Genomic DNA, 19821 nt, shown 5'->3' on the forward strand with positions numbered 1-19821 from the left:
AATCCGCGTTTTCCCGACGCCAGTGGCGCAGGAAAAAGCACAGGGGGGAGAAAGAACATGCAGATCCGGCAGAGATTACAGCGCATCCGGACCGGGGGCGTCTTGCGCCGTCTGGCGCTGGCGACGATCGCTGGCGCCGCCCTGGCGGCCGCGCCAGCCATGGCGCAGGACAGCAAACAGGCGAACGGCAAGCCGGCGGACATGCCGCCGCTAAAAATCGGCGTGCTCACCGACATGTCCGGCGTGCTGTCGTCGGGCCTCGGGGCCGGTTCAGTGGACGGCGCCCGCATGGCCATCGAGGATTTCGGCGGCAAGATGTTCGGCAAGCCGATCGAGCTGGTGTTCGCCGATCACCAGAGCAAGCCGGACATTGGCGCCGGCGTGGCGCGGCGCTGGTTTGAGCAGGACAATGTCAGCATGATCGTTGACATCGGCGCCTCCGCCGTGGCGCTCGCTGTGAAGGAACTGGTCGAGAGCCACAAGAAGGTGGCCATCAACGTGGGCGCTTCCAGCTCTGACCTCACCGGCAAGGCCTGCTCGCCCAATACGGCGCAGTGGAGCCAGGACAGCTACATGTGGTCCAACTCCCTGCCCAGGCGCCTGGTCGCTGAAGGCAAGAAGAAGTGGTTCCTGATCGTCCAGGACTGGGCCTTCGGCCACGCCATGCAGCGCGACGTCACCAAGGTCGTGGAAGCGGGCGGCGGCTCCATTGTCGGCGCCGTGCGGCATCCGCCAGGCCTTCAGGATTATTCGTCGATCCTGCTGCAGGCGCAGAATTCCGGCGCTGACGCCGTGGCGTTCCTGAACGCGGTCAGCGACCTGACCAACTCCGTGAAACAGGCGAAGGAATTCGGACTTGGCGCCGATGGCCGCCAGCAGTTGGTCGCCCTCGCCTTCCTGCTGACCGACGCCCATGGCCTCGGCCCGGCCATGGCCCAGGGAATCCAGTTTTCGTCGGTCTGGTACTGGGACATGAACCCGGAGGCGCGCAAGTTCTCCGAGCGCTTCATGGCCCGCAACAAGGGCATGCCGCACGAAGCCCACGCTGGCACCTACAGCGCCGTCACCCATTACCTGAAGGCTGTGCAGGCAACCGGCTCCACCGATCCGGCGGCGGTCATGGCCGAGATGCGCAAAAACCCGGTCAAGGACTTCTACATGGACAACGCCCGTCTGCGCGAGGACGGCCGCCTGCTGCGCAAGGTCTATCTGGCCCGCATGAAGACGCCAGCCGCCTCAAAGGGACCATGGGATTACTACGAGATCACCGGCGAAATCCCCGGCGAGCAGGCGTTCCGCCCGCTTTCCGAGCATGCCTGTCCGCTGATCAAGCCGTAATCCGGCCGGCGCGGGTCAGGACAAACCGGGTCGGGAAACCTGGCCAGGCAAAGTCGGGACAGGTCCTCCGGAAGGAACGTCCCGGCCGCCTTGCGGCCCGTTCGGGAATTTTGACCCGCCCCGGGTTTTTACGTTAGAGGACAGGCTGCGGAAGCGACGGCTGACATCCGGTCCTGAAGGCCGACGCCGCCAGTTTCATCACGGACAGCCGTTTCCGGCGGCATGCTCCATTGCGAACGGCGTCAGACCGGCGTCCGCTTCGCCTCCGCAGCACAGGGAACGGACCACGCTTTATGGCGCGCTCAAAAATCCGGCTGGCTGGTTCTGAAGCCGATCGCGCCGCTGGCGACGCTGCCCCGGCGCAGACGCGCAAGACCCGCAAGCCACGCCTCAGCCGTCAGGAAAAATCGGAACGCACCCGCGCGGCCATTTGCCAGGCTGCGGCCGAAATCATCGGCGAATATGGCTACGCCAACGCGTCCATCGCCCGCATCATGGAGCGCGCCGGCCTCGGACACGGCACGTTCTACGCCTATTTCGACAGCCGCCAGGACCTGTTTGACGTGCTGCTGCCCATGAAAGGCGAGGAGGTGCTGGGCTTCGTGCAGGACCGTGTGCGCGGCGCGCCCGACTTCGTCGATATGGAATACCGGGGCTTCCTTGGCTTCTTCGAGTACGTCCAGAAGCATCCGTGGTTTTTCCGCCTGCTGCACGAGGCGCAGGTGGCGGCGCCCGAGGGGCACCACCGCCACATCAACAATATTCTCATCCGCTACCGCAAGGCGTTGAAGCGCTCCCATGACGCTGGCGAGATGCCCGGCTACGATGAGAGCGAACTGGACACGCTGGCGTTCCTGCTGATGTCAGCCCGCGACTATGTTTATTCGCAGCATGTGGCGCGCAGCGACAACGCCGCGGAGAGCATTCAGCAGGCGGTGAAGACCTACGCGAAATTCGTGGCCCATGGCCTGCGCGGCGCGGAGCCGCAACCGGCGTCGGCGCCGGAAAAGGCGCCGCCTGTCGCGCCACGCGACGCGCGCAGCCGGAGGAAGGCCTGAAGATCAATAAAGCAAGGGAGAGAAACAGCATGACAGCGGTTATCAGCGAGCAGATCGACGGCGTGCTGCGCCTGCAACTCAATGAGCCGGAGACGATGAACGCCCTCAGCGCCGGCATTTCCGGCGGCCTGGCCGAGGCGGCCCGGGCATTCACCACCAATCCGGATCTGCGCTGCCTGCTGGTCACCGGTTCGGGCCGGGCGTTCTGCGCCGGCGGCGATATTTCCGGCATGGGCGTGCGGCCAGCGGCAGAGATGCTGGCCCGCATGGAGGAGTTTCATCTGTGGGTGCGGCTGCTGCTGGCGGCGCAGAAGCCCATCGTGATGGCGGTGAACGGCGCCGCGGTCGGCGCCGGCTTCGCATTGGCCATGATGGGCGACGTGGTGCTCGCCAGCCCGGAGGCGGTGTTTCGCTGCGCCTTCGTCGGCATCGGCGCGGCGCCGGATCTTGGCCTTGCCCGCACCCTGCCCCGCGCCGTCGGTTACCAGCGCGCCAGCGACATCCTGCTGACCAACCGGGTGGTGCGGGCGGAAGAGGCGCAGCAGATCGGCATGGTCTCGCGCGTCATCGCGGCGGATGCGCTGCAGGAAGAAGCCCTGAACACGGCGCGCCAGCTGGCCGCGGGCCCGACCCGGGCGCTCAGTCTCGCCAAGACCATGATGCGCGCAGGCCAGGAAGGTTCGCTCGACTCATTTCTCGCCCATGAGGCCCAGGCGCAGGCGATCGCCTTCACCACCCAGGATTTCGTGGAAGGCGTCGCCGCATTCCGCGAGCGTCGCGCGCCGGCGTTCAGGGGATTCTGATCGTCCTTGGGAAATGCTCTGGCGGAGGGGCGGCGCGCCGTCCCTCCGCCAACCGGCTCAGGCGAACCGTTCGACCAGCAGGAACTTCTGCACCTTGCCGGTTGGGGTGCGCGGCAGCGGCTCCGCCTGGCGGAAGATGGCGCGCGGAATCTTGAACCCGGCCAGCCGCTCACGGCACCAGGCCTCAAGTTCGGCGTCGCTGGCCTCGCCGCCCGCCTCCGGCACGATCAGGGCCGCGACCTTTTCCCCCCACATCGGATCCGGCAGGGCGAACACGGCGGCGTCCGCCACCCGCGGGTGAGCCAGCAGAATTTCCTCAACCTCGGCCGAATGGACGTTCTGGCCGCCGGTGACGATCATCTCCTTCTTGCGGCCGCTGATGGTGAGAAAGCCCTCAGCGTCGATGAAGCCGATATCGCCGGTATGCACCCAGCCATTGCGGAAGGTTTCAGCCGTTTTCTCCGGATTGCCGAAATAGGCGGTCACCGCGTTGGGCGAGCGGCCAATGATCTCGCCATGGCTGCCGGCGGGTAACGGCGCGCCGCTGTCGTCGACGATGCGCAGTTCCGAGAACAGCGTCTGCTTGCCCTGGGAGGTCGGGTTGCGCTTGCGATCTTCGGGCGTGCTGACGACCAGGGCTCCGGTCTCCTGCATGCCGTAATACTCGTAGAGATCCTCGCACAGATGCGCCTGGGTCTGCTCGCGCACGGGCTGCGGCAGGCTGGCGCCAGCGAAAACGATAGCGCGCAGGGAGCGGGGTCGCGGCCGGTCAGCCGCCCGCGCCTGAATCAGCATGGCGGCCATCGTCGGCACCAGGTTCAGAATGGTGACGCCTTCGCTGTCCATCAACTCAAGCACCCGGTCCGGCGCGAAATTGGTCAGAACGTTGGGCACGCCATACATGATGGAGCCCAGAATCCACGCCAGACCGACCCGGCCGAACGCCGGAAACACAGTCATCGCCACATCATGGCGCGTCATGTCGAAGGCATTGAACATCGGCCCGATGGCGCTGTTGTTGAACTGGGTCAACACATAGGACTTCGGCAGGCCGGTGGTTCCAGACGTCAGGTTGAAGTAGTACGGGTCTTCTTCCCGGATATCCCGGTCAAGCCGCCCGGTGGACGCGGCGGCCGTCAACGCCTGGTAGTCATGCTCGCCGGCGCCATGGCCCGCGCCGATCCGGATGACCGTCGGCAGGATGGCGGCCGTCGGAGCCGCCAGCGCCGCGAAACGATCCTCATAGATGATGCCTTTGGCGCCCATGGACTCGGCCAGGCTTTTGATCTCCGGCGCCGCCAGGCGATAGTTCAGCGGAATGCCGATGACGCCGGTGCGCGCCAGGGCGAAGTAGATCTCGACGATCTCGGCGCGATTGCTGACCAGGAAGGCCAGCACGTCGCCCTTGCGGAAGCCGAGGCCCTCGATGGCGTTGGCGAGCCGGTTGGCGCGCTCCTCCATCTGGGCGAAGGTAAAGCGACGTCCCGTATCGGCGCAGACAATCGCCAACGCATCCGGGAAGCGGATCGCCGCCGTTTCGAGATATGAGCCGACAAGCATGCGGCCAAGTGCGCGCTGCATATGAATCCCCCTGTTGCTGTTTATTGCGCCAGATGGTCCGCCCGTCCGCCGGCCAGACGTTCCGGGCCGACGGAGGGCGTCATCTGGTTTTCACGCCGCGGCGCCCTCATGCGCCATGGCGAAAGGACCTGGACTTTGTCTGATCCGCCTCAGGCGGCGTCGAGATAACGCTGGCGCAGGGTCCGCTTGAGGATCTTGCCGGCCCCCGACAGTGGCAGCGGTTCGGCCGAAAGATCGACGCTACGCGGACATTTGTACCCGGCGATGCGATCGCGGCAGAAAGCCATGAGGTCCTCCGGCGACGCTTCCGCGCCCGGCCGCAACACGACCACCGCATGCACCTGTTCGCCCCAGCGTTCGCTGGGAATGCCGATGACGGCGCACTGGGCGACGGCGGGATGCTGGGCAAGCACGTTTTCAACCTCGACAGAGTAAACGTTCTCACCGCCAGAGATGATCATGTCCTTGATGCGGTCGACGACGTAGACGTAGCCATCCGCATCCATGTAACCGCCGTCGCCGGTGTGCATCCAGCCGTCAACGATGGCTGCGGCAGTCTCGACCGGCCGCTCCCAATAGCCCATCATCACCGTATCGCCGCGCACGATGATCTCGCCGACTTCGCCGCGCGGCAGGGGGTTATTGTTCTCGTCGACGATGCGCAGTTCGCAGGTCGCCACGGTGCGGCCGGCGCTGCGATGGCGGCCTTTCGCCCGGTTCTCGCCGAGGTGATCCTCCGGCCGCAGCAGCGTGGCCATCGGCGACAGCTCCGTCATGCCATAGGCCTGCACGAACCTGACGCCGGGCAGACGCTGCATGGCCCGGTCGAGCAACGCCTCGCTGATCGGCGAGGCGCCATAGATGATCTGCTCAAGCGACGAGAGGTCGTAGCCGTCGATGTCAGGCGAATCCACCAGCATCTGGATCATGGTGGGCACCAGCATCATGTGCGTCACCCGGTGCCTGTCGATGGCGGCGGCGACGGCGCCCGGCGTGAACACCGGCAGCATCACATTGGAGCCGCCCAGCAGCATGTTGGCGTACATGACGCCGCCATTGCCGAGATGGAACATCGGCGCCACATGAATGTAACGCGAGCCCTGCCCCATCAGGTTGGCGCTGAGCGAATTGACGGCGTTGAGCATCAGATTGTGATGGCTGAGCATCACGCCCTTGGAGCGGCCGGTGGTGCCGCCGGTATAGAAAATGCCGGCGAGATCGGCCCCCTGACGCATGGCGTCGTCCACCGGCGTCGCGTTGGCGATCAGTTGCTCATAATCGGCAAAGCCTTCCGGCGCGGACTGCTCGCCCATGTAAACCAGCGGCAGATTGCCAATCGCCGCGGACAGCGACTGCGCCATGACGGCGAAGGCGTCGTCGGCGAGCAGCAGGCTGGCGCGACAGTCGCGCAGGGCGTCCTCGTTCTCCGCCTGGCTCCAGCGCACATTGAGCGGCACGACGACGGCGCCGGCCCACGCCACCGCGAGGTAGATCTCGAAATATTTGTCATTGTTCTGGGACATCACCGCGACGCGATCGTCGTGCTTCACGCCCAGCCCGTGCAGGGCCCCGGCGAAGCGTTGCACCCGGTCGCCAATTTCGGCCCAGGTGCGCTGGCGGTCGCCGAAAATGGTGGCGATGCCCTGGGGATTGTCGTCAAGAAACTTCCGCAGCCCAAGCGTCGTGTTCATCGTGATCCTCCCTTTGGCAAGACATTGGCCCCGCGCTTGTTGCGCTTGTTCGGGCCGATGCTGCTATTCTGATACGATTGGCGCCTTCCCTTCCAGCCCTGCGGTCAGCCGGAGAGCAAAGTCTTCGCCAATTTCTTCCGGCGTCATCGGACCGTCGGCGCGATGCCAGTGCCCGATCCAGTTCAGGGCGCCGGCAATGGCGAACGCCGTCATGCGCGGGTCCGTCGGCCGGATGGAGCCGTCGGCGACGCCCTCGGCGATCAGCGCCCGGAACACGCCGTCCAGATCCCGCTTGCGCGCCAGGATCGTCCGCCGGTTCATATCGTCCATGTCCCTTTCGTCGAGCAGCACCAGGCTCTTGCCGTAGGTTGTAGTCATGGTTTCGGCGTAGACGCGGACCAGCCGGCGCAGACGTGAGAGGCCAGACCCGCCAGCGCCCAGCTCGGCGCTGATGCGCTGCTGCAGCCGCTCGTGCCCGGACATCCAGCAGGAATACAGAATGTCTTCCTTGCTTCTGAAGTAATTGTAGAGCGCCGGCTTGGTGACGTTCAGGCGCTCGGCCACCTCGTTCATGGTCACATGATGATAGCCCTGCTCGATGAACAGGGTGAGCGCCATGTCCTGAACCGCCTCCATCTTCTGGTCGCGCGCCTTCTCCCGGTCTTCAGCCGGCAACCAAGGGGAGGCGTTTTCGTTGGCGGCGGAGCGGGTCAAGAAAACGTTCCTCCCAAAACTTCGGCGCATCCGGTTTCTGACGCTGCGCGACCCTGACGCCTGGGCAACCTGCCTTCATGCGGCGAACGCATGGAGGACAAAACGCGCCCGGACCACGCCGCCGGATGCGCCGTCGCCAGAAGGAAGGCGCATTGACAGACGTCTAATCACTGGTATGGATATTACCCATGGGTAATCAAAAGTCCAGCGGGATTGTCCTCGACGGAGGCCGCTGGCCAAGGAGGAAATCATGACCCGTCCGGTTCATGTCGCTGGCGTTGGAATGATCCCGTTTTCGAAGCCGGGAGCCAGCGAGCCGTATCATGTCATGGGCGCTGAAGCGGCGCGTCTGGCGCTGGCCGACGCCGGCGTGGACTTCTCACAGGTGCAGCAGGCTTATGTCGGCTACGTCTACGGCGATTCCACCTGCGGCCAGCGGGCGCTCTACCAGGTCGGCATGTCCGGCATCCCGGTGGTGAACGTCAACAACAACTGCTCCACTGGCTCGTCGGCGCTGTTCCTCGCCCGTCAGGCCATCGAGGCGGGCATCGCCGACTGCGTGATCGCCCTCGGCTTCGAGCAGATGAAGCCAGGCGCTCTCGGCACGGTGTTCACTGATCGCCCCGGCCCGATGGAGCTGTTTGACGACCTCGCCGACGATCTGGTCGATGCGCGCGGCATTCCCTCGGCCCTGCGCCTGTTCGGCGGCGCCGGCCTCAGCCACATGAAGAAGCACGGCACGCCGCTGTCATCCTTCGCCAAGATCCGCGCCAAGGCCAGCCGCCATGCCACGCGCAACCCGCTCGCCATCTTCCGCAAGGAAGTGACGGCGGACGACGTGCTGAACGACACGCCGATCTGGCCGGGCGTGATGACCCGCCTGATGGCCTGCCCGCCCACCTGCGGCGGCGCCGCCGCCATCCTGGTTTCCGAAGAATTCGCCCGCCGCAACGGCCTGCGCACCGACGTGCGCATCGCCGCCCAGGCCATGACCACCGACACGGCCTCAACCTTCGAAGCGCGCGACATGATGCAGCTCGTCGGCTACGACATGGGCAAGGCCGCCGCCGACCAAGTCTACGCCAAGGCTGGCGTCTCGCCGCAAGACATCGATGTGGTCGAGCTGCACGACTGCTTCGCCCACAACGAGCTGATCACCTATGAAGCGCTCGGCCTCTGCCCCGAGGGCGGCGCCGAGAAGTTCATCAACGACGGCGACAACACCTATGGCGGCCGCGTGGTCACCAACCCGTCCGGCGGCCTGCTTTCCAAGGGCCACCCGCTCGGCGCCACCGGCCTCGCCCAGTGCTACGAGCTGACCCGCCAGCTGCGCGGAACCGCGGCTTCCACCCAGGTTGACGGCGCCCGCCTGGCGCTGCAGCACAACCTTGGCCTCGGCGGCGCCTGCGTCGTCACCCTCTACGAGAAGGCATGACCATGGCAGCGCCGAAGTTCGCCGTCGATCCGCAAACCCTCGTCGGCATGGAGCTGCCCCAGCAACGCGCCTTCGTGGAGCCGCGCCGGCTGAAGTTCTTCCTCAACACCATCGGCGAAAAGGATCCGGTTTATCTGGATCCCACCGCCGCCCGCGCCGCCGGCTTTCGGGATATCCCGATCCCGCCGACCTACATGTTCTGCCTGCAGTCGCTCGACAATCCGGGCCCCAACAGGATCCTTGACCTGCTCGGCGTCGACATCGGCCGCATCCTCCATGGCGAGCAGAAGTTCGTCTATCACAAGGCCGCGTGCATCGGCGACGAGCTGGTCTTCCAGGCCCGCATCGGTTCCATCGTCGACAAGAAGGGCGGAGCCCTGACCATGGTCGCCCAGGACATCCGGGTGGAGAACGGTCAGGGCGAGCACATCGCCGACATCACCAACACCCTCGTGATCCGTAATCCGCAGGACGAAAAGGGAGCCGCCTGATGAGCACGACCAACGCGGCCCTTAAAGTCGGCGATACGCCAGTCAGCCGCTCCTACGGCCCGATCACCCGGCATGAGCTGGCGCTGTATTGCGGAGCCTCGGGCGACCACAACCCGATCCACGTCGACAGCGACTTCGCGAAGGCCTCCGGCTTCCCCGACGTGTTTACCCACGGCATGTTCGTCATGGCGCGTCTTGGCATGGCGGTGAACGCCGTGTTCCCCACCGCATCCATCCGCGAATACGGCGTGCGTTTCGCCTCGATCACCCAGGTCGGCGCCAAAATCACCTGCGAAGGCAAGGTTACGGCCATCGAGGACGTTGGCGGCGAGCGTCGCGCCCGCATCGAACTGACGGCGCGCGACCAGAACAATGACGTGAAGCTGAAAGGCGAAGCCGTGGTGGCGCTGGCCTGACGCCCGCGCGCCCCCACCTGCGACGCCGCAGGTGGGGTCCACCATCAACGCCCCCCGGGGGCGCTTTCGAAAACGCCGCAACGCTTTTCCGGGAAACACGTCAATTCAGAATGATCTGGCGGACATCCGGCGCCCATGTCCGGATTCTGCTTCAGGGAGACAGGTATGAGTGAACCCGCGCTGAAGATCTACGCCGAGGGCCGTGTGGCCGGCAAGGTCGCGCTTGTCACCGGCTCCGGCCGGGGCATCGGCCGCGCCATCGCCCACAAGCTCGCCGCGGAAGGCGCGAAAGTCGTGGTCAACGATCTGGATCCCCCGACGGGCGACGCCGTCGCGGCCGAGATCGTCGCCGCTGGCGGCCAGGCCATCGCCGTCAATGGCAGCGTCACGGAAGCCGGCTTTGCCGAGCGGTTCGTGCAGGCCGCCATGGACCAGTTTGGCGGCATCGACATCATCGTCAATAACGCCGGCTACACTTGGGACGCCACGATCAGCAACATGACTGACGAGATGTTCCAGGCGATGATGGACGTGCATCTGGTCGCGCCGTTCCGCATCCTGCGCGCCGCCTCCGAGCCGATCCGCATCATGGCCAAGAAAGAGGCCCAGGAGGGCCGCGAGGTGTTCCGCAAGGTCGTGAACATTTCCTCGATCGCCGGCCTGTTCGGCAACGCTGGCCAGGCCAGCTACTCCTCCGCCAAGGCGTCGCTGGTCGGCCTGACCCGCACGATGTGCAAGGAGTGGGGCCGCTACAAGGTCAACGTCAATTGCGTGGCCTTCGGCCTGATCGAGACGCGCCTGACCCAGGCCATCGAGACCGACCAGAAGACCGTCGACATCGAGGGCAAGAAGATCAAGGTCGGCGTGCAGCCAGCCCTGCTCGACACCATGGCGAAAATGATCCCCCTCGGCCGCGCCGGCAAGCCTGAGGAGGCCGCCAACGCTGTCTACATGTTCTGCTCGCCGGAGTCGGACTACGTCAGCGGCCAGGTGCTGGTCTGCGGCGGCGGCATCCTGATGTAACAGCGCTGTGGGCTGAACCTCTTCCAGCCAGCCGGGTCAGGGTCCGGCTGGCTGCTCCCTGATCCCGGTCGCGCATGCGCGGCCCGGCGGCGGGAGCCGCGTTCTGGTCATCCGGCCGGGGCGTCCTGCGATCGGTCAAAAAGGCCGGAGCATTCATATGGGAGGAAAACGCATGCCTGCAGCATTGCTGGAGCGCCGCGACGGCGTCGCCGTCATCACGCTCAACAACCCGGAACAGTACAACGCGCTCTCCTTTGAGGTGATGCGGGACCTGGATCAGGCCACGGCCGAGGCTTTCGCCGACGCCGGCGTCCGGGCCATCCTGCTGACGGGTTCCGGCAAGGGCTTCTGTTCCGGCGCCCAGTTTGGCGGCGAGGTGTTCGACACCGGCGCGGCCATTGGCGGGCGCATGCGCCAGCATCTTCATCCCATTATCGAGCGCCTGCGCGGCGGCCGGTTGCCGGTCGTTGTGGCGGTCAATGGCCCCGCCGCCGGGGCCGGCGTCGGCCTGGCGCTGGCTGGCGACGTGGTGCTGGCCGGCAGATCCGCCAGATTCATCCTCAGTTTCGCCCGTCTTGGCGCCGCGCTTGACGCGGGAACCTCGCTGTTCCTGCAACGCTCCATCGGCGTGGCCCGCGCCCGGGCGCTGGCCCTGACGGCGGAGCCGCTGCCGGCTGAAACCGCCGCCGAATGGGGACTGATCTGGCGTTGCGTCGATGATGACGCGCTGGCTGATGAAGCCTGGCGCCTCGCCCGCCATTTCGCCCACGGGCCCGCCATCAGCATCGGCCTGATCAAGGCCCAGCTTGAGGCGGCCTGGGACGCGCCGCTGCCAGCCGCACTGGATCATGAAGCCGACATGCAGACCCTGGCTTTCATGTCCGAGGATCTGAAAGAAGGCGCGCGCGCTTTCGTGGAAAAGCGTGCGCCGGCCTTCAAGGGCCGGTAATATCCGCAAATAAAGCCGGCGCCATTGCGTCCCGGGACCGGGTTTTGCTTCCCGCGCGCCGGCTTCATGCAAACAGATGGTGAAGCGACGGGATAACAATAACAGGGCGTGGAGGCTGCATGCGGGCCTGGCCTGGCGACGCCTCCTCCAACCACGTTTCACCCTCGTAAACGGCGTGGACCTTGCAAAGTCATGCCGGAAAGCATTCCGGTTGCCGGAATAAAGGGAGGGGTGTCAATGAAACGGTTACTGAACGGCGCTATGGCTTTCGCCGTCGCGGGGACGACATTTACTGCATTTTCCGCCGTGGCCGCTGACAAGCCGAGCTACAGCCCGGGCGCTTCTGACAAGGAGATCCGTCTGGGAAGCACCACGGCATACAGTGGGCCAGTCTCTGCGTTCGGCGTCGGGGGGCGCACGTCCAAAGCATTCTGGGAAATGATCAACGCCAACGGCGGCGTCAATGGCCGCAAGATCACCTACATCAGCCTCGACGACGCCTACAGCCCGCCAAAAGCGCTGGAGCAGACGCGCAAGCTGGTGGAAAGCGACAATGTACTGCTGATCTACGGCGTTTCCGGCACGCCCACCAACACCGCGACGCAAAAGTATCTGAACAGCAAACAGGTGCCCCAGGTGCTGATCGCCACCGGCGCCGGAAAGTTCAACGACCCAAAGGGCAATCCATGGACCATGCCGTTCTGGCCGTCCTACGCCATCGAGCAGAAAACTTACATCGACTATATCCTGAAACATAAGCCAGACGCGAAGATTGGCGTGCTCCACGCCAACGATGACTATGGCAAGGACCATCTGCATGGCGTCCGCACGGCGCTGGAGGCGCATGGCAAGGCGAAGGCGCTCGTCAGCGCCCAAGCCTACGAAACCTCCGACGCCGTCGTCGATTCCCAAATGCTCAACCTGAAGAACTCGGGCGCCGACGTGTTCATCAGCGCCACCACGCCGAAGTTCGCGGCCCAGGCGATGCGCAAGGCGCATGAAATCGGCTGGAAGCCCCTGCAATTCGTCGCCAACGCCTCCGCCTCGGTCAGCCACGTGCTGGTTCCGGCGGGCGTCGAGGCGTCCACGGGGGTCATTACGGCGAATTACGCCAAAGCGCCCGATGATCCGGACCTCGCCAACGATCCAGAGGTCAAGGATTACGTCGCGTTCATGAAGAAATGGAACCCACAGGAAAATCCGAACGACTTCTACGCGCTGTCATCCTACATCATCAGCAACATGATGAAGTCCATTCTCGAGCGCGCCGGCGATAACCTGACCCGCGAGAACATCATGAAACTGGTCGGCAGCATCAACAATGAGCGCATGCCGATGCAGCAGAAGAAGATCGTGCTGCGCACCACCCCGGACAATTTCTCGGCCTACCAGTCGCTGCAATTGCAGAGGTTCGACGGCAAGAAATGGGTGAACATGGACTGACGGCGGAGCATGTCCCTCAAGGACATGCATCAGGCTTGCATGAGCTTTGCCAGGTCGTGGACGCGTCAGCATCTTCGCGACCAGGCATGACGACAGTCCGTGTTTGACATCATTCATCGTGGGCCAGCCCTTGCGACGCCCCGGAATATTGATGCGCCAGAGCCTTACATCCCGGCGCGGCCACGGTCGCCGACCCGGGATCTCTGGCCTCCGGCTCCAGAAAGCGTGCGGGTCGTCCAGCCTACGATCCGCACGCGCCGCTGTATTCGCTCCTGCTCACAAGACTTTCCGCAGCCCGCGCCAAGGTTCATAGTAGGCGCAAAGTCCGGCGAGATGGCGTCCGGACGCAGGCGCGGGAGGGGCTCATGGCGTGGTTGTTCGCAAGGGAAGTCGTAGCGATCGCTGCGGTCGCGGGAATGGCGGGAGGCTGCTTCGCTGCGCAGGCAGCCGAAAAGCCGGCTTACAGCACAGGCGCTTCTGACACGGAAATCCGCATCGGCCATACGGTGGCGTACAGTGGGCCAGCCTCGGCGTTCGGCGGCATCGGCCGCACCTACAAGGGCTTTTTCGACATGGTCAACGCCGCCGGAGGCGTACATGGCCGCAAGATCACCTTCATTTCACTTGATGACGGCTATAGCCCGCCGAAGACGCTGGAGCAGACGCGCAAGCTGGTGGAAGATGATAACGTCCTGCTGATTTTCGGCGTCAACGGCACGCCGACCAACACCGCGACGCAGAAATACCTGAACACCAAGAAGGTTCCCCAGATCCTCCTCCCCACTGGCGCATCAAAATTCAATGATCCCAAGCACTTTCCCTGGACCATGCCGTTCTGGCCGTCCTATCCTCTTGAGCAGAAGGTCTATGTCGACCACATCCTGAAGCACAAGCCGGACGCAAAAATCGGCCTGCTTTACGCCAACGATGACTACGGCAAGGACAATCTCAACGGCCTGCGCGCCGCGCTGCAGGCCCATGGCAAGCCAGGCGCCCTTGTCAGCGCCCAGAGCTATGAAACCTCTGATCCGGTGGTCGATTCCCAGGTGGTGAATCTGAAGAACGCCGGCGCCGACGTGTTCATTATCGCGACAACGCCGAAATTCGGCGCCCAGGCCATTCGCAAGGCCCACGAGATAGGCTGGCGGCCGCAGCAATATGTCACCAACACCTCAAGTTCGGTGAACCACGTGCTGATCCCGGCCGGCGTCGAGGCCTCGACTGGCGTCATCACCGCCAGCATCACCAAGGCGCCGGATGATCCCAAACTGGCCAACGATCCGGAAGTGGTCGCCTATCTGGCGTTCATGCGCAAATGGAACCCCCAGGAGAATCCTTACGACGGAACCGGCGTGGTCGGCTACATGGTCGGCAGCATGATGCTGAAAGTTCTGGAGCGCGCCGGTGATAATTTGACCCGGGAGAACATCATGAAAGTGGTCAGCAACCTGAAGGGCGATCACGCGCCGCTGCTTGAGAACGGCCTGGTCGTCAGCACGACGCCCGATAATTTCGACGCCTTCCAGACGCTGAAACTGAAGAAGTTCGACGGGAAGATGTGGGTGGACCTGAACTGAAATCCGGAAACCCTTGGACAAAAAGGCCGGCTGCATGGGGTTCAGCCGGCCTCTCGCACGTGGATCTGCGTTCGCCCGCCGGGTTCACCGGCAAGGTTTGTTTGCGGAGCTTATTTGCTGATGAAGTTCGCCGGCCGCCGTTCCGCCGTCGAGCGGACGCCCTCGGCAAAATCGGCGGTCTGGCGCAGACGCTGCTGCTCGGCGAGTTCGTGCCTGGTGGCGGCGTGAACCCGGTCAGCCAGATCGCCGCGCAGGGTCGCCCGCGTCGACAGCAGACCCAGCGGCGAACATTCCGCAATCTCGGCGGCGAGGGCATGGGCGGCTTCGCGCAACTTTTCCTTCGTGGTCAGCACGTTGGCGAGACCCATGCGGTGAGCCTCCTCCCCGCTCACGCGGCGGCTGGTGTAGAACATCAGTTCGGCGTTGTTCTTGCCGATGACCTCCGGCAGCGTCACGGTCAGGCCGAAGCCGGGGTGGAAGCCGAGGCGGGTGAAGTTGGCCGCAAACCGCGCTTCGGGGCAGGCGACGCGAAAGTCGGCGGCGAGGGCAAGGCCAAGTCCGCCGCCGATGGCCGCGCCCTGCACCGCGGCGACGATTGGCTTCTTGCAGCGGAAAATCCGCACCGCTTCCAGATAGAGATGGTCCGTGGTGTCCAGCAGGTCGGTTTCAGCGGGCGTGGCGTTATCCGGCGACGAGAAATCGGCGCCAGCGCAGAACGCCTTGCCTTCGGCGCACAGCACCACGGCGCGAATCTCAGGCTCCGTATCGAAGCCTTCAAGCGCGCTGGCAATGGCGCGGATCAGCGTCAGATCGAAGAAATTGAGCGGTGGGCGGCGAATTTCAATGGTCGCGACGTTGCCGTTGCGGCTCACCGCAATGTCTTGTGCCGTCATGGGCGTTCTGCTCCCGTATGCGCTTGTTGATGTTGTTGCGTCGTACCTGGTGGTTCGATTCCGACATTGCATCCCATTGACGCAGACCTCGCGGCAAATGTCGGAATCACAAGAATCACTAGATGTTTTAATCGCTTAGTGGATTTTTAGAATTTGACATTTGAGCGCACGCCTGATGCAAGCCGGGACTCAAATGTCAAATTCAATCCACCAGGCCCTGCCCGGCCAGACTACCCTGGCGGCATGAATTTGACAGGTGCCAATCCCTGGTCTTGATCCCTGGCCGATCAGTCCAGCTGGCATAGCTCGCGGTAGCGATCGACCCGGGCGCGGTCAGCGCACAGCCCGAACCGGACTGTCTGGCCGGCTCCATCGTCCAGACCAATCACATCGCTGCGTAGCGCCCTGGCAAACAGGCGCACGGCGCGTTCGCCGCCGAGGATGAGGTAGCTGTCGGCGGACGCCAGACGCTCGTTCAGTTCGCCATCCGGATTTTCCAGCCGGAAGGTTACGACGCGCCCGTCAATCGGCGGCGGCTCACCGCCAGCCTTGATCGCAACGCCGAACACGGAGGGCTCGTTCACGCGGCACGACAGGGCCAACGTCACGTCCCGACCATCCGCCGTGCGCGCCATCAGCGTCAGCCGATGACGGTTAACATTGGCCCGCCCGGGAACATCCGCCTGCAGGATCACCGTCGTCCGTTCCCGGGGCGCCGCTTCCGCACCCGTCGCCAGGACGATCGCCAGAATGGCCGCGCCGCCAGGGACGCAAGCCATTCGCCGCATCACATGCATTTACTCCCTCCCGTGACGGAACGCTGCCGACAGGCGCCCGCGCCCATGCCAGACACGGCGGGAGGATCGGCGTTTCACCCGAGGGAGCCAAATCATTTATAAGCGACCGGCCGTCGCCGCGCGTTTACCCGGTGGCTTCGGCCCGCAGCACATCCTCCAGTTCGTGGCGCTTGATCTTGCCAGTGGTGCTGCGCGGCAGCTCGGCGTCGGAGACGAACCGCACCCGCTTCGGCAGCTTGTAGCCGGCGATCTTGCCACGGCACATGGCGATCACCTCCTCGCCGGTGAGGGTCTGGTCGTTGGCGACGACGAAGGCCACGGGAACCTCGCCCCAGCGCGCATCGGCCTGGCGCACCACCACCGCCTCGGCGATGCGCGGCGAAGCCAGCAACACCCGCTCGATCTCCGCCGGATAGATGTTCTCGCCGCCGGATTTGATCAGATACTTGCGGCGGTCGACGAATTCGAGCCCGCCATCCGGGTTGCGAACGAAGACGTCGCCCATGTGGAACCAGCCGCCATGGAAATCCTTCTCCTCCGGCACGCGCCAGTAGCCGCTGAACAGCGTCGGGCCGCGAAACGCCAGTTCGCCAGGCTCGCCATCGGCGACGTCCCGGTCGTCCGGGTCGACCAGACGGATGCGACAGAGCGAGTTCTGCAGTTTGGGCAGGCGGGCGGGCGCATGGCCAGGCGGCAACAGGTTGCGGCTCGCTGGCGGGCTGCCGGTTTCGGTGGAGCCGAAGCTGTTGATGTAAGGCGCCTGCAACAGGTCGGTGAGTTCGGCGATCTGCTGGCGCGGCACCAGATCGGCCATGCAGCCGACGCTGCCAAGCCGGGCCGGGCGCAACCCCGTGGTTTTGAGTTCGGAGAGCATTTGCTCCACCGTCCCCGGCATCACCTGGAGCCAGCCAATGTCCTCGCCGGCCGCCGCGGCGACGACGGCGTCCGGCTGGAAACCGTCGATCACCACCACCTTGCCGCCGGTCATCAGCGTGGCCAGCATGTTATCGGTGGACACCATATGGAACATGGGCGCCCAGGCGATGAACGTGGCGCCGGGAATGAAGGTGCTGTCGATCTGGCCGATGAGCGAACGGGCGATCATCGCCCGCTGGCTGATCACGGCGCCTTTCGGCAGACCCGTGGTGCCGCTGGTGTAGAGGATCACCAGGCCGTCTTCCGGCGCGGCCACGTCGGCGGGCGGCTCATGATCCAGGTGGGCGTCCAGCAGACGCTCATAGGCATCGCCGAAAACCAGAACCTTGCCGGGGTCGCAGTTGAGCCCCTGCAACATGGCGGCGTGCCGTTCCGAGACGAAGGTGAGGCGCGGCGCGACCAGCGACAGGCAATGCTCCAGCTCTTCCTGGGCCAGGCGCCAGTTCTGGCAGGCGACGATGAGCCCCAGCTTGGCCGCCGCCAGTTGCAGCTCCACATATTCCGGGCGATTTTCGGCGAAGATGGCGACGCGATCGCCGCGCACGCAGTCATGGGCCGCGAGCGCCGCGGCAAGCCGGTTCACACGCGCATTGAGGGCGCCGTAGCTCAGCACCCGCCCCTCGTGTTGCAGGGCCGGCCGCTGCGGTCCCCGCCCCGCCTCGGCGGCGAACAGGCCGCCCACCGTCAAACCCGACGCCGCCAGCGCCAAAACTCCGCCGTAGGCCGGCGCGGTTCCGGTATGCGCGTTCATGTTTCCTCCTTGCCGGCCGCCACGGCTGCAGCGCCGGGCGCCGTTTTGTATTTGTTATTTCGGTAGCAAAGGCGGCGCGGCGTGTCACCCGTTCCAGGGTCAGGCGGCGGCTTCCTGCGCCTCCTGGCAAACATCCACCCAGATGGCGCCCGTCAGCTCCGCCAGCCGCTGCGGGCTGAGACGCACCGCGCTGTCGATGGAGCCGGCGGCGGGAGCCACCTCGTCGAAATCCCGCATGGAGGCGTCGCAATACACCTTGAGGGGCTGCGCCAGCCCAAAGGGACAGACGCCACCAACCGGGTGGCCGGTCAGGTCTTCGACCTCCGCCAGATCCAGCATGCGCACCTTGCCGCCGAACGCCTCGCGGGCCTTGCGGTTGTCGAGGCGCGCGTCGCCGCGCACGACGACCAGAAACACCTCGTCGCCCTTGCGCAGGGACAGCGTCTTGGCGATGCGCGCCGGCGGCAGGCCGAGCACGGCGGCGGCCTCCGCAACGGTGGCGGTGCGTTGTCCGGTCTCGATGACAGCAAGATCGGGAGCCCGCTCGGCCAGAAATGCCTTGACGCTCTCCAGACTCATGATGGACTCCTTGGTTACGTGGAAAAGCGCCGGTTCAGAAAAACCGGCCCGGGATACGGCGACAGATCCGGTTCAGGAGGACCGGTCCGGCAAGGCGCCATGAGCCTCGCCTTCCGACGGTCTGTCAACCACAGGGAACACCCGCCGTGACGGCGACGTTGACCTGCGGAGACGCCGCGCCTGTTTCCCGCCAGAACCAATCCGGTCGGAACTGTTCAGGGAGATCGTCATGAGCTGGAATCCGGGCCTCACGCCAGGCTGTCCCGACGCCATTGGCGTCGACAGCATCGAAACGCTGATCATTCCCCGCGCCCGCGATCTGGGCGGCTTTGAAGTGCGGCGCGCCTTGCCGGCGCCGCGCCGGCAGATGGTGGGGCCATTCATTTTCTTCGACCAGATGGGCCCGGCGGAGTTCCTGACCGGCGGCGGCATTGACGTTCGCCCGCATCCGCACATCGGTCTTGGTACGGTCACCTATCTGTATCGCGGCCAGTTCCACCACCGCGACAGCCTGGGCAGCGAACAGCCGATCAAGCCTGGCGAAGTCAACTGGATGGTGGCCGGCAAGGGCGTCACCCATTCCGAGCGGACTGACGCGGAAACCCGCGCCAACCCGCACGCGCTGTTCGGCGTACAGACCTGGGTGGCGTTGCCGGATGAGGCCGAGGACGTGGCGCCGGCGTTCGAACATTTTGGCAAGGACAGGCTGCCAGTGTTCGAGGATGGCGGAGTGAAGGCGCGGCTGGTGCTGGGCTCGGCCTATGGCGCCACGGCGCCGGCGACACTGTACTCCGAGACATTTTATCTCGACGTGGCGCTGGCCCCCAACGCGCTGTTCCCCCTGCCGGATGAGCATGAGGACCGGGGGCTTTACATCATGGAGGGTTCGGTGACTGTCGCCGGGCAGGATTTCGAAGCGGGCCGGATGATGGTGTTCCGTCCCGGCGACCTCATCACCGTGGCCGCGGGCCCGCAAGGCGCGCGCCTGATGGCGCTGGGCGGGGCGACGCTGCGCGGTCCGCGCTACGTCTGGTGGAACTTTGTCGCCTCCAGCCAGGAGCGCATCGAACACGCCAAGGCGGAATGGCGCGCCGGCAAATGGGGCCAGGGACAGTTTGACCTGCCGCCGACCGACCGCGCCGAATACATTCCGCTGCCGGACTGACGCCACGACCAATGCGCCCGGCGCATTGGGTTTTGGCTGGACCGGGCGCGCATGACGCCCTCCTGCGGGAACATGCGGACCTGAGCGCTACAGATCGCGGCTGCGTCGGCATCGTCGCGATCTGGCATGAGCGACGGCGGGCCCGGCGGCCTCCGGCTGTGCGGCCGCGCACAGCCGGCGC

General features: G+C 65.1%; 18 protein-coding genes. 11 read left to right on the forward strand and 7 right to left on the reverse strand.

Translation table 11 applies throughout. The features are described 5' to 3' along the window. Positions 1–57: 57 nt before the first annotated feature. From IE243_RS10390 to IE243_RS10400, 3 genes are all read left to right on the forward strand, one after another. Positions 58–1338: an ABC transporter substrate-binding protein gene (locus IE243_RS10390; protein WP_191319295.1), complete on the forward strand. Its 1281-nt coding sequence runs from the start codon at positions 58–60 to the stop codon at positions 1336–1338. 293 nt (positions 1339–1631) lie between these two features. Next, entirely contained in the window at positions 1632–2396 is a 765-nt protein-coding gene (locus IE243_RS10395) for a TetR/AcrR family transcriptional regulator (RefSeq protein ID WP_191319297.1), read from the forward strand. 29 nt (positions 2397–2425) lie between these two features. After that, on the forward strand, positions 2426–3199 hold the full coding sequence (locus tag IE243_RS10400) for an enoyl-CoA hydratase/isomerase family protein (RefSeq protein ID WP_191319298.1): 774 nt from the start codon (positions 2426–2428) through the stop codon (positions 3197–3199). Between the two features lie 57 nt (positions 3200–3256). Here the strand turns inward: IE243_RS10400 and IE243_RS10405 are convergent, their stop codons facing one another. The 3 genes from IE243_RS10405 to IE243_RS10415 form a co-directional block, all read right to left on the reverse strand. Beyond that, positions 3257–4780: a class I adenylate-forming enzyme family protein gene (locus IE243_RS10405; RefSeq protein WP_191319299.1), complete on the reverse strand. Its 1524-nt coding sequence runs from the start codon at positions 4778–4780 to the stop codon at positions 3257–3259. 149 nt (positions 4781–4929) lie between these two features. Continuing rightward, positions 4930–6471, reverse strand: coding sequence for a long-chain-fatty-acid--CoA ligase (locus tag IE243_RS10410; protein ID WP_191319300.1), 1542 nt, complete (start codon positions 6469–6471; stop codon positions 4930–4932). A 63-nt stretch (positions 6472–6534) separates the two neighbouring features. Next, on the reverse strand, positions 6535–7185 hold the full coding sequence (locus tag IE243_RS10415) for a TetR/AcrR family transcriptional regulator (protein WP_210319832.1): 651 nt from the start codon (positions 7183–7185) through the stop codon (positions 6535–6537). 250 nt (positions 7186–7435) lie between these two features. On the opposite strand from IE243_RS10415, the gene IE243_RS10420 reads away from it, so the two are divergent. The 7 genes from IE243_RS10420 (at position 7436) to IE243_RS10450 (ending at position 14519) form a co-directional block, all read left to right on the forward strand. Next, complete coding sequence (locus tag IE243_RS10420; RefSeq protein ID WP_191319303.1) at positions 7436–8620, forward strand: lipid-transfer protein; 1185 nt, start codon at positions 7436–7438, stop codon at positions 8618–8620. After that, on the forward strand, positions 8617–9111 hold the full coding sequence (locus IE243_RS10425) for a MaoC family dehydratase N-terminal domain-containing protein (RefSeq protein ID WP_244643056.1): 495 nt from the start codon (positions 8617–8619) through the stop codon (positions 9109–9111). Before IE243_RS10420 ends, IE243_RS10425 begins: the two co-directional genes overlap by 4 nt. Beyond that, positions 9111–9527 (forward strand): MaoC/PaaZ C-terminal domain-containing protein, encoded by a 417-nt coding sequence (locus IE243_RS10430; protein ID WP_191319305.1) that lies wholly within the window; start codon positions 9111–9113, stop codon positions 9525–9527. Before IE243_RS10425 ends, IE243_RS10430 begins: the two co-directional genes overlap by 1 nt. A gap of 165 nt (positions 9528–9692) precedes the next feature. Next, positions 9693–10550 (forward strand): SDR family NAD(P)-dependent oxidoreductase, encoded by an 858-nt coding sequence (locus tag IE243_RS10435; protein WP_191319307.1) that lies wholly within the window; start codon positions 9693–9695, stop codon positions 10548–10550. 172 nt (positions 10551–10722) lie between these two features. Continuing rightward, complete coding sequence (locus tag IE243_RS10440) at positions 10723–11499, forward strand: enoyl-CoA hydratase-related protein (RefSeq protein WP_191319308.1); 777 nt, start codon at positions 10723–10725, stop codon at positions 11497–11499. 237 nt (positions 11500–11736) lie between these two features. Continuing rightward, positions 11737–12942: an ABC transporter substrate-binding protein gene (locus IE243_RS10445; RefSeq protein ID WP_191319309.1), complete on the forward strand. Its 1206-nt coding sequence runs from the start codon at positions 11737–11739 to the stop codon at positions 12940–12942. 365 nt (positions 12943–13307) lie between these two features. Continuing rightward, positions 13308–14519, forward strand: coding sequence for an ABC transporter substrate-binding protein (locus tag IE243_RS10450; RefSeq protein WP_191319310.1), 1212 nt, complete (start codon positions 13308–13310; stop codon positions 14517–14519). 110 nt (positions 14520–14629) lie between these two features. Here the strand turns inward: IE243_RS10450 and IE243_RS10455 are convergent, their stop codons facing one another. From IE243_RS10455 to IE243_RS10470, 4 genes are all read right to left on the reverse strand, one after another. Further along, on the reverse strand, positions 14630–15412 hold the full coding sequence (locus tag IE243_RS10455) for an enoyl-CoA hydratase/isomerase family protein (protein ID WP_191319312.1): 783 nt from the start codon (positions 15410–15412) through the stop codon (positions 14630–14632). Positions 15413–15699: 287 nt separating this feature from the next. After that, positions 15700–16191 (reverse strand): hypothetical protein, encoded by a 492-nt coding sequence (locus IE243_RS10460; RefSeq protein WP_191319314.1) that lies wholly within the window; start codon positions 16189–16191, stop codon positions 15700–15702. A gap of 142 nt (positions 16192–16333) precedes the next feature. Next, the gene (locus IE243_RS10465; RefSeq protein WP_191319315.1) at positions 16334–17896 is read right to left on the reverse strand and encodes a class I adenylate-forming enzyme family protein; all 1563 of its coding nucleotides are present in this window, start codon (positions 17894–17896) and stop codon (positions 16334–16336) included. A gap of 99 nt (positions 17897–17995) precedes the next feature. After that, a complete protein-coding gene (locus IE243_RS10470; protein WP_191319317.1) occupies positions 17996–18475 on the reverse strand; it encodes a YbaK/EbsC family protein in 480 nt (159 codons plus the stop codon). A 229-nt stretch (positions 18476–18704) separates the two neighbouring features. Here IE243_RS10470 and IE243_RS10475 point away from each other — a divergent pair, with 229 nt between their 5' ends. Further along, complete coding sequence (locus IE243_RS10475) at positions 18705–19640, forward strand: pirin family protein (RefSeq protein WP_191319318.1); 936 nt, start codon at positions 18705–18707, stop codon at positions 19638–19640. The last annotated feature ends 181 nt before the right edge of the window (positions 19641–19821 follow it).

The sequence above is a fragment of the Camelimonas fluminis genome (assembly GCF_014656355.1).
GTDB lineage: Bacteria > Pseudomonadota > Alphaproteobacteria > Rhizobiales > Beijerinckiaceae > Camelimonas > Camelimonas fluminis.